The following is a 10,111-nucleotide window of genomic DNA, read 5'->3' as shown; positions in this document are numbered from 1 at the left end:
CCATGTAGTTCCGCCGAGCACCGGCTCAAGCAACGCTCGAAAGCTCACGTACCTATTAGCGACGTGATCGAACGTCCCTCCGAGGTCGGCCTCGACGAGAGCCGCCTGAAGGATTCCTTGCTGCTCGATCCAGGGATCGCCGAGTTCCGCCGCTTCTACCTCGAGCGCCGGAGCGAGGAGGTTGGCGCCGCAGCCGGAGATGCCCGCAGAGCGAAGAAACTTGAGGACGATTTCACGCCGCGCCTTACGGGGACTGTCGTCGGCCTTACTGGCATGCTCCATCGTGAGCTAGCCCTGCAGGTCTCCTATGTGATGGACGGGACAGCAACCTATGAGAGCAACTTGACCGTCGCAGCCGCCGCCGGCGGATTGATTGAGACGCCTGAGCTAGGCAAGTGTGCCGAAACTGGACGCTCCGTGCCTGCCGAATGCCTCGGTCAATGTGAGGTCAGCGGTTCAGCCGCCCTTCAGCATGTGCTCGCAGAATCCGCGATCTCCGGTCGCCTCGCGTTGCCATCGCGCACTGTGATCTGTGCCAAATCAGGCAAACGCGTGCTGGAAGACGAGGTTGCCGTCTCAACTGTGACCGGTCTCAAGATTGAGCGCTCTCTGTTGACTTCGTCCGCGGTGAGTGGGCGTCTCGCTGAACCAGAAAATTGCACGACCTGCGCATTCACCAGCGGAGCCCTACTTCCTGAAGAGGTCGCGGTCAGTGAGATCTCTCAAAAGCCCTACCGCAACGACCAACAGGCTCGCTCCGCCGTGAGCGGCAAAACCGCTCATTTGTCCGAGCTCGTCACCTGTGCCGAAACTAATCAGCTCCTGGCGCCCGCTGAAGGCGAGCGCTGTGAGATATCGAACAAACTCGTGGTCCCAGGCCTGTTGGAGCACTGCTCGGTTTCCGGGATGAGGGTTCTCCCATCTGAGCTCGAGCAGTGCAAAGTCTCAGGGCGCAAGGCGTTGCGCAAGTACCTGGTCACAAGCAGCGTCTCCAGCTGCCGCCTGCTCGATTCCGAAGCCATTCATTCCGCCGCAGGTGCTGCGTGCATGCCGAACGAAACACGCCCATGTGCCTGGAGCGGCGACACATTCCATCCCGGTGACCTTGCTCGTTGCAGCTTGACCGGCCTCAGAATTTATAAACGCTTCATGACTGCTAAGCCTCCTGCCCGTCTCCAGGCCCTTGTCGAATTGCTTGATCACACAGCTCATCCAACTGATGCCGGCGACGCTTGGCCCCGAATTGCTGAGCGAGCGGCAGCGATCTTGCGCGGGCGCTATCGCATCGAAGCAGCACGCCTGTCGCCCGATAAACAGCACCTTGCGGTCACAGCCGAGGTCAAGACGCTGCTTGGGCTGTGGGTGCAACATGTCGGCTTTGTCTACGCGCTCAAACCCGGCCAGGTTTTGGGTCGGATCGCAGTCGGCAAACGATCTGCCGGTGGCTGGAGACAAGCCAAGTCATGACGCCCCTTACAGAGAATCAGTATGACCAAGCAGACATGGTCAGCCGTTAAATCAACGGTTAGCAAACTGAGCCGCGACGACCTGCTCAGCCTTGTTGCCGAGCTCTATCGTCTCTCCAAGCAGAACCAGAACTTTCTCCATGCTCGCTTCGCGAACGCAGAGGCCGCGATGGAGGACTGCAAGAAGATCATCGCCGAATGCTTGTATCCGGATGTGCTACGCGATCGCCCTCTGCAGGTCGCCAAAGCCAAAAAGGTCGTTGCCGATTTCTGCAAGGCGGTCGCTGACCCTGTACTCCACGCCGACCTGATGCTGTTCTTCGTGGAGCAGGGCAACGCTTTCACACTGGAGTACGGCGACATCGATGCGGGTTTCTACAACGCCTTGCTCGCCATGGGCCGCCACGCTGTCAAAACAATCTGCAGCCTGCCTAAGGAATTGCAAGAGCCTTTCAGGGAGCGACTGTCTGAGATCGTGCTCTCATCGTCAGGAATTGGGTGGGGCTATCACGACGAACTCGCGGAGATCTATGACGCTGCCTTCCCCGAAGAGGATTGACGGCCGCGAGCAACCCCGAGCGGTTGCCATCACTCCAATAATCCATCCGTTTGGCTATTCGGCATCGCCACCACCCGCACGGCGCAGGCCTGGCAGATCTCAGCCCAGCGATCGTCCGTGATACCGAGCCGTTGCGGAATCCCTTGAGCTGCTGTCCCTTCTCTCAAGAGCTTTTGCCCCCGCGCATGCAGCTCCCGCCAGCGGCCCGGCACCGAGATCAGGAACCCCTTGTCGCGCAGGTAGTGGGTGATCTCACCGTTCACGAAGGGTCTGGCGTAGGCGATGAAGTGATTGGGGCTGCGGCCGGGACGCTGGGTGTCGTAGCGGCGTGAGGCCTTGATCAGCCCGATCGCCGCCAGCTGCTCGAGGTCTTCCCTGGGGTGACCGGTGCGGCGGGCGTAGTTGGCGGCAACCTTGGCGGCGAAGGGCAGGTGATCCACCACCAGGGCATCAGCTGCGGCATGGGGCGAGCGCAGCGGGCCGCGAGCACGCCCAGATCTCGTCAGTTGGGCAGTGGCCTGCTGGGGCCTGGGGCGGTGGGCTTGTGGTGTGGAGCTCATCAGAAACAGGGGGTATGCCCCTCAGCGGGAGAACAGCAGCGGTCTGGGCGTGGTGTTGCCCTGGCTGCGCCAGTGCTGGGTCTGCAGCCAGATCACGCCCTGGCAGAAGGCATCCACCAGGTCGTCGTGAGCGGCATTGGGAAAACCCAGCAACTCGCTGATCAGGGCGTCGTCGCCGCGGCGAAAAGCCAGCTGGCCGGCCTCCAGCAAGGGAGCCACAGCATGGGCGCGGCTCACCTTGCTGCCATTGGGCCTGACGGCGATCAAGCCAGGGACCTGGCGCCTCAGCAGCTGGCAGACGGCTGGGCCATTGGCGGCGTCCTCGATCAGCACCGCATCAGGGCTCAGCCCCTGGCCCAGCGATCCCAGGGTCTGTCCGAGGAATTTGACCACCCCCGGCAAGTCGAGGCGGTGGTGCTTGCTCCAGATCACCTCGATCCGGTGGGTACAGTCCCCTTGTTGATCGGCTTGGGGCCGCACCCGGGCGGCACTTGGGTGGAGCTGCTCACCCCGTGCCAGGGCCTGGGCGGACGGGTGGCGCGCTTCCGGGTCCGGCAGCAGGCCCAACAGGCAGAAGCCGCAGTAATCGTTCTCCTGCCCGCCCTTGAAGCTCAGGTCGCAGCTCAGCACCACTGCCGAATACCGCCTTTGCCCCCCCCGGCCGCCTGGTGCAGGCGCGCCCGCGGCGGTGCGGATCCAGGAGCGTTGGAACAGCAGACCCTCCGCCGGTGAGGGGCGCTGCTGATAGAGCGCGTTCCACCAGTAGCTGCCGGCGCGGATACGGATCTGATCGAGTTCTGCAGGCGGGAAACGCTCCGGGCAGAGGGTCTCGCCGGGCTTGCGCCAGTCGGGCTCGAGGGTGCAGGTGGGCGGGAACTTGATCTGCTGCTCAGGCGGTTCAGCGATCGCTGGCAGGTTGAGCACCTGCCAGTGCTGGGGCGCATCGCCGGCCTCCTGCTCCAGCAGCCAGCCGATCAGGTCGTCCTGGTGCCAGCGAGTGAGCACCACCACCTGGGCCGCACCTGCAGGGCCCCGCTGCAAAGGCCCCCCTGGGGGCCCCTCTGGGGCCGGTTCGGCGCGGGTGAGCCAGACGGACTGAAACCACTCGACCAGCTTCTGGCGTTGACCTGCGGAGTTGGCATCTTCCGGACCCTTGTAGGGGTCATCGATGATGCCAAGTGCGTAGCCCTTGCCCGTGAACGGGCCGCGCACACCGGCGGCGATGCAGCCGCCCCGTTCGGGGGTGAGCCAGTTGCCCACGGCGGTGGAGTCTTTCGAAAGGGCATGGCCGCAGGCCCGGTAGTAGTGCCGCGCCTCACGGCTGTGGGCATAGGCCAGCTCGGCTGAGTAGGAGGCAATCGCGCAGAAACGCGTGGGATAGCGACTCACCCAGTAGGCGGGGAACAGCTTGGAAACCAAGAGGCTTTTTCCAAGCCGCGGTGGGCAGCAGACGATCAGGCGGTTGAGATCGCCATCGGCCACGCGCTGCAGCAGGGCGATCAGTCGCTCGGCCCAGATGTGGAAGGCGTAGCCGGGATAGGCGGCCACGATGAAGTCACGGAAGGCCCGCTGGCCCTGGGGGCTGTTCTGCTGCCGGTAGGGATCGGGGACATCCAGCAAACCCCAGTCGGCCCAGAGGTCGGTGGCGGGATCAAGCAGCAGGCCGGGCATCAGCTCCTTGCCCCGCCCCCATGGGGATCCGCGGGTTTGATCGGCGCGCGCAGCAGCCCGCCGATCTCTGCGATCACCCGGAAGGCGCCGACTGCCGCTGAAAACTGATCCGCTGCCATGGCGCGGCGTGCGCAATCGTTCAGCGCAAAAATCTGCTCGGCCTGGTGACGGCGCCGGTCGGAGATGAGTTCTTCCACCATCCGGGCGCGAGCCAGATCGAGGTAGCGATTGACGGTCTTGACGTTGCTCACCCCCCAGCTCTGGCCAGCTTTCGCCCTGATTTCCAGCAAAGGAAGCCGCTGCGCGATCCAGAGTTGCGCTTCCGCGATGCGCCGTTCCACCTCCCCGGCAGTGGCCCTGGGGGTCTGGGCGTGATGGGGTGATCGCCGCGGCGGGTTGGTCTGGCTGATTGGACGGCTTGGGTCCACCGCGACCGGCTCCCACACCGCCTCGCCATCGGGGTCTTGCTCAGCCGGTGCGGAGCGCAGCTCCTCCACCGGATCAGCAGCGCTGCAGTTGTGGGCGCGCGGCGGCATCAGCTCAGAACGGCAGGGGCTGGGTTTTCGGGGGGCGGATGGTCCAGAAGGGCTTGCCGCGCTTCTCCGTGGCGCTGCCCTGCTGGATCGCCGCTTCCTTGGCGGCCTTGAGCTGCTGCTCGATCTGCTGCACCACCGGTGGGAACTCGTAGCTCAGGCGCCCGGTGCTGTGGGCAAAGGCCCAGTCGTTGTGGGAGAAGGCTGGATCCAGCTGGCCGGAGGCCATCGCCGCGTTGAGGGCCTCCAGCAGGGGCTCCAATTGCTGCTCCAGCTGCTTCTGCCGGGCCTTGATCGCGGTGACGGCATCCAGCAGGGCATCGAGATCAGCCTCAGTTACCGCATCGGCGACTGGGGCTGGGGGAGCAGCAGCAAGCAGGAGGTCCGCCATCGAGGAACATCAGAACAGTTGCCCGGATGATTCCGAGCCCGCTGAGTCTAGCGGCCAGCATCTGCTAGCCAACTCATCGATTCAGCTCGCGGCTGTCCTGGCGCTCAGAAGGGTCTCCGAGCCAGGCAGTAGCTGCTCCAGGCCGCGGCCCAGGCCGCCAGGCACTGCTCACGGCTGTAGAAGGTGCTGCAGAACGCCTCACCGGGCTTGCTCCAGATCGTCTGGCCCAGCTCGTAGTGGTTCCCCTGAGCCGCCTCCAGCACCATGTAGCCGCCGAGCTGGGCAGCGGTGGAGTAGGGCCGGCCGTGGGCTGAGAGGGTCTTGAGGTCGTAGAGCACCCGCACCTCACGGCCGCGCCGCTCACTCAGGGCCGGGGAGACGTAAGCGCCATCAAAGGCCCCGGCCACGTTGCGGGTTAGGCAGCAGCTGAGCCGTTCGCTGGCGATAACTTCCACTTCATCCCAAAGCGGCAGCTGCAGCAGCGGCAGGATCCAGTCCCGGTACTGGTGGTGCCCGCACACGGTCTCGGCGTCCAGCAGAGCTTCTCTGGCGCTCTTGCCCGCCAGGAAGCGGGCCTGGCTGTAGTGCTCAAGGGCCGCGTGCACGGTGGTGCCGCGCGGCTCCCAGATCGACCGCTTGGCCTCGATCGAGCGCTTGGCGTAGTCGCTCAGCCCATGGGCCAGCACCCCGGTGATCGACACCGGGAACAGGTGCTCGCCTAGCCAGTAGCGGTGCGCTGCCTCGTCCCGCCAGAGGCCGGGGATGGGGGCAAGCCAGGTGGAGGTGGTGGTGGTCATGGCCGTTTCAGTTGTGACGCGGTGTGACGGTGGGCGTAACAGCCGAGATCGCCTGCCTGTAGTGGCTTCTGGGGGTGCCTGTAACGATGTAACCCTTTTTTAGATATAGAGGCATTAGCAAGCAGCAGCGTCTGGTTTAGAAGATGTCAATTCGTCTTTGAATTCATAGGGGGCTCTATGTGCTCCCTGAAGCGTTACATCGTTACGGAGGCCCAGATCTCTTGCGGTGCATTGGATCTGGGTGTTACCGCTGCTGTTATGTCTGGCCGTTTTGTAACGGCAGCTGGTTACAGCACGCTCAGGGGAATGGCGACTGCACGGCTGACCATGCCGGCGCCACAGAAGCGCACCGGTCCTGCCCGTTGCGCACCGCCCAAGCGCAGCAGCACCACAGGCCAGCTGTTCTGCCAGGCGGTATCGACGAGGAAGTGCTCAATCGCCTTGGCGGTGTTACTCACCAGCAGGCGGTCCTGATCCAGCCGCAGTCCATGGCGCCCCAGGGTCTGGGTGGCCAAGCCCGCGCTGACGTGGAGGCAGGTGCTGTGGCAGGCCGCCAGCTCTACCAGTTCACCGATCGTGCGGGTGACGGGCTTGTCGTCGGTCTCCACCCGCACCTGGCGCTGCAGGATCGTCTGGATGCAGCGGGCCTCGTCCGGGACTTCGGTGCTCTGGCTGTAGCTCTCCCAGTTGTGGCAGTCAATGCACTCCTCCGCCTCCTTTTGGCTGGGCGGCGCATCGCTGAGCAGCGACCAGGCGCCCGCCATCAAGGTGCCGTACTGATCGCCGAGGCGCTGGGAGTCGAAATGGCGGGCGGCAGCCGCGGTGAAGACCACGACCGACTGACGGATGACCGGGATCAGCGACACCGTTCGGGCGATCAATCGCCGCGCCAGCTGCGGGGTGATGTAGCGCTCGAGATCCCGATCAAGGCTCTGCCAGTGGGCCTCGCGTTCCTCCTGGCCCATCTCGGTGGGACTGCGCAGGGTGAGCTGCGCGAAGCGGCTCTTGTCGGCGCCCTGCTTGAGAGCGGTGGCGATCGAGGACATCAGGAACATTGAGCGCACCCGGTAGCGGCTGACATCGCCGCTGGGGGAACCCTTGAGCATCTCGGCGCTGCTCTCGCTGCTGGCCACCCGCGCCAGCGACAGGATCGCCTGCATCCGCTGCTGGTCGCCCTTCTCGTTGCTCTCCGCCTCATCGAAGACGACCGGCACGGCGTCCGAGCAGATGGTCTGGCGCAAGCCGGCCTCTGTCGTGGCGCCCGACACCGACAGGCGCAGGTCGCCGAGCAGTGGCACCACAAAACGATCGAGGATCTGGCTCTTACCCGAGCCGGCACCGGCGGTGAGCCAGAGGTGGGGCCGCCAGCGCAGGGCTCCGCAGATCGGAGCCAGCACCATCCAGCCCTGCAGCAGGGTGCCGGAGGCGGGCACTTCCCAGCGAAAGCGGTTGGCAATGCTGACGATCACCGCCGCTTCCTCCACAGTCAGGGGCTTGACGCCGCAGGGCCCCTCCTGACGTTCAAGGCGCTGGTAGATGAACCTCGAACTGAACGGCTTGGTGATCGGGTGCTCCCCCTCGGGGGTGATCAGACGATCGCCGAGGTGCAGCACGGTGCGGCCCCCATCCCACCAGGCCCCGCGGCCGCGAATGCGCTCCACCGCAAAGATCCCCATCGCAGCGGAGGTCTTGTGCAGATCGCTGGCCGCTGCCGGCCAGTTCACACCTGTGCGGCTGGGGTAAAGGGTCTCCCAATACTCCAGCGGTGCCAGGGCGACGAGGTGGGTGGCGGTGTGGCAGCCGCGGGGCAGCCGGATCACCTGGCCGGTGCTGGCGGGTTGATAGAAATTCGCGTCGGCGTCGTAGCCCAGGCAGAGGAAGGGTGCTGCTGGCCTGGGGGCCGCAGGAGGCGCTGACTCTTGCTGAGCACCAGCGCCATCACCATCAGCGCCCGTATCTGAGGGTGTCCATAGCTGGGCTGCTTTCGCCAGCTGCCGCGCGGCCTGCGGGGGCGTCCAGTCGGCATCGGCCAGGTCCCAGCCCTGGGGCAGGTCCGCCGGCAGGACCACCAGTTGCAGCTGGCAGCCGAGGGGATGCAGTAGGGCGGCCAGGCTCTCCATGGCTGCCACTCCGGCAGCATCGGCATCGGGCCAGAGCGTTACCGAGCGGCCTGCCAACGGCGTCCAGTCCGCCTTGCCGATCGCCTTGGATCCGTTGGCCCAGCTCAGCACCACATGGTCTGGGAACAGGCGGGCTGCCGCATCAGCCGTGCCCTCTCCTTCCACAACCAGCACCGGTGATTCGGGGCGTTGCAGCAGATCTGGAAGTCCGTAGAGCGGCCTGGGGGTGGGCCAGTCGCAGGAGAAGGCATCGCGGCGGCTGGGGCGATGCCAGTCCCCATCCAGCCAGACGCGATGCAGGAAGGCCTTGCCGCCGCTGCGCAGCCGGATCCGCTGGATCCAGAACAGCACCTCACCGGCACCGTTGCGGTAGGCCCATTGTTTGGTGGCGCCGCGGTTCAACGGCGGCGGTGAGGTATCGGCGGGAGGCTTCTCGGGCATGCGCCAGGGCCTGCCGCCGCGGCTTGAGGCCTTGCCGGAACTGGTGTCCTGCCCATCGGGCACCAGGCCAAGGAAGGCCTCCACCTGCCGGGCGGCCTCCACAAAGCTCCAGCCCTGCCGGCGCATCAGCAGGTCGATGCCGGAGCCAGCGCCACCGCGCTGGTCCTTCCCCCCGCACTGGTTGCAGAACCAGGAGCCGCTGCCGTCTTTGTCGTCAAAGCGGTAGCGATCCGTCCCACCACAGAGCGGGCAGGGCTGATGGCGATCGCTCAGCTCCGCATCGCTCAGACCTGCTAGTGCCGCAAGGATCTCCGGCCAGCGGCCCCGAGCCGCAGCAATGGCATCGGCCATGGGATGTCGCTCACCAGCCCTGGCTGGCAAGCGCCTGGCTCCCCGTAGAGCCGCGATCGGGCGCGGGAGCGAGGGACTCACGGTGGATCACCGCGTCGAGCACCTGGCGCAGGGCGGCTGAGCGACTCAGGGAGCCGTGCCGACGCCGCGCATCAAGCCAGGCCAGTTGCTCTTGGGTGATCGAGACACTCACCGGCAGGGCGTAGTCAGACATGGGAGCTCCGCTCGTGAACTACAGCCTAATGCCTTGGGCCAGCTCTCGCTAGGCTGAGCCAAGGAAGGACAGTGGCTAGTCACTATCCTGATCGCCTGCAATCTCAATGGTTCCGATCGTCCTGCGCGACTACCAGCAGCAACTGCTGGCCGATCTCCGCACCGCCCTAAGGGTCCACCGCCGGGTCTGCGCCGTCATGCCCACCGGTGCGGGTAAGGGCCAGACCATCGGCGCCATCGCCCGCGGCGCGGCCGGCAAGGGCCTGCGGGTGCTGGTGCTGGCCCACAGGGCTGAGCTGATCGAGCAGCTCACCGGCACCGTGCGGGCCTGGGGGTTTGAGCCCGATGTAATCGCTCCTGGCCACACGCTGCAGGGCCGGCAGGTGGCGGTGGGCTCGGTGCAGACCGTGGCCCGGCGGCTCGAACTGCTGCCGGCGCCAGATCTGATCATTCAGGACGAGGCCCACCACCTGGTGGCCGGCAACGTCTGGGGCCGGATCATCGAGGCCTGGCCAGGCGCCCATCTGATCGGCAAGACCGCCACCCCCGAGCGCCTCGATGGCAAGGGGTTGGGTGTGGAGGCCGGCGGCTATTTCCAGGCCCTGGTGCTGGGGCCCTCAGCGGCCTGGCTGGTTGAACAGGGCTGGCTGGCCCGGCCCAAGGTGTTCTCCTGGCCAGGGGCGCGCAACAGCAAACTGCGGCGCCGGTATATGGGCGAGTTCGATCTGGAGCAAGCGGCACGCGCCTTTGGGGACCGGGCCGCCATCGGCGATGCCGTCTCCCACTACCGCCGCCGGCTGCACCCTGGCACCGCGATTGTTTTTTGCTGCACGATCGAGCACGCCGAGCAGATGGCCGGTGCCTTCCGCGCTGCGGGAATCCGGGCTGCGTCGGTGAGCGGCGGCACCCCAACCGAGGAGCGCAAACGCCTGATCGCCGGGCTCGCCACCGGCGAGGTGGAGGTGCTCAGCAGTTGCATGATCATTTCCGAGGGCACCGACATCCCCTC

The 10,111-nt window shown here is 65.7% G+C and carries 10 protein-coding genes; 3 read left to right on the top strand and 7 right to left on the bottom strand.

Going from position 1 to position 10,111, the window contains the following annotated elements:
- A partial coding sequence (locus tag KBZ15_RS11310) for a hypothetical protein (RefSeq protein WP_255015330.1) occupies positions 1 to 1,467 on the top strand: 1,467 nt, incomplete at its 5' end.
- A 21-nt stretch (positions 1,468 to 1,488) separates the two neighbouring features.
- Positions 1,489 to 2,025: a DUF6155 family protein gene (locus KBZ15_RS11305; protein WP_255015329.1), complete on the top strand. Its 537-nt coding sequence runs from the start codon at positions 1,489 to 1,491 to the stop codon at positions 2,023 to 2,025.
- A gap of 29 nt (positions 2,026 to 2,054) precedes the next feature.
- Here the strand turns inward: KBZ15_RS11305 and KBZ15_RS11300 are convergent, their stop codons facing one another.
- From KBZ15_RS11300 to KBZ15_RS11270, 7 genes are all read right to left on the bottom strand, one after another.
- A complete protein-coding gene (locus KBZ15_RS11300; RefSeq protein WP_255015328.1) occupies positions 2,055 to 2,585 on the bottom strand; it encodes a sigma-70 family RNA polymerase sigma factor in 531 nt (176 codons plus the stop codon).
- Positions 2,586 to 2,606: 21 nt separating this feature from the next.
- A complete protein-coding gene (locus KBZ15_RS11295) occupies positions 2,607 to 4,256 on the bottom strand; it encodes a terminase (protein WP_255015327.1) in 1,650 nt (549 codons plus the stop codon).
- Positions 4,256 to 4,792: a hypothetical protein gene (locus KBZ15_RS11290; RefSeq protein ID WP_255015326.1), complete on the bottom strand. Its 537-nt coding sequence runs from the start codon at positions 4,790 to 4,792 to the stop codon at positions 4,256 to 4,258. Before KBZ15_RS11290 ends, KBZ15_RS11295 begins: the two co-directional genes overlap by 1 nt.
- Positions 4,793 to 4,796: 4 nt before the next feature.
- The gene (locus KBZ15_RS11285; RefSeq protein ID WP_255015325.1) at positions 4,797 to 5,180 is read right to left on the bottom strand and encodes a hypothetical protein; all 384 of its coding nucleotides are present in this window, start codon (positions 5,178 to 5,180) and stop codon (positions 4,797 to 4,799) included.
- 104 nt (positions 5,181 to 5,284) lie between these two features.
- Positions 5,285 to 5,977, bottom strand: coding sequence for a hypothetical protein (locus KBZ15_RS11280; RefSeq protein WP_255015324.1), 693 nt, complete (start codon positions 5,975 to 5,977; stop codon positions 5,285 to 5,287).
- A gap of 287 nt (positions 5,978 to 6,264) precedes the next feature.
- Complete coding sequence (locus KBZ15_RS11275) at positions 6,265 to 8,889, bottom strand: primase-helicase zinc-binding domain-containing protein (protein ID WP_255015323.1); 2,625 nt, start codon at positions 8,887 to 8,889, stop codon at positions 6,265 to 6,267.
- A gap of 10 nt (positions 8,890 to 8,899) precedes the next feature.
- Positions 8,900 to 9,103, bottom strand: coding sequence for a ribbon-helix-helix domain-containing protein (locus KBZ15_RS11270; protein ID WP_255015322.1), 204 nt, complete (start codon positions 9,101 to 9,103; stop codon positions 8,900 to 8,902).
- A 106-nt stretch (positions 9,104 to 9,209) separates the two neighbouring features.
- On the opposite strand from KBZ15_RS11270, the gene KBZ15_RS11265 reads away from it, so the two are divergent.
- Positions 9,210 to 10,111, top strand: a 902-nt coding sequence (locus KBZ15_RS11265; protein ID WP_255015321.1) for a DEAD/DEAH box helicase, incomplete at its 3' end; no start/stop codon positions are given.

The sequence above is a fragment of the Cyanobium sp. BA20m-p-22 genome (assembly GCF_024346275.1).
In the GTDB taxonomy this organism is placed as follows: domain Bacteria; phylum Cyanobacteriota; class Cyanobacteriia; order PCC-6307; family Cyanobiaceae; genus Cyanobium_A.
This window is presented reverse-complemented; position numbering and strand designations above follow the sequence as displayed.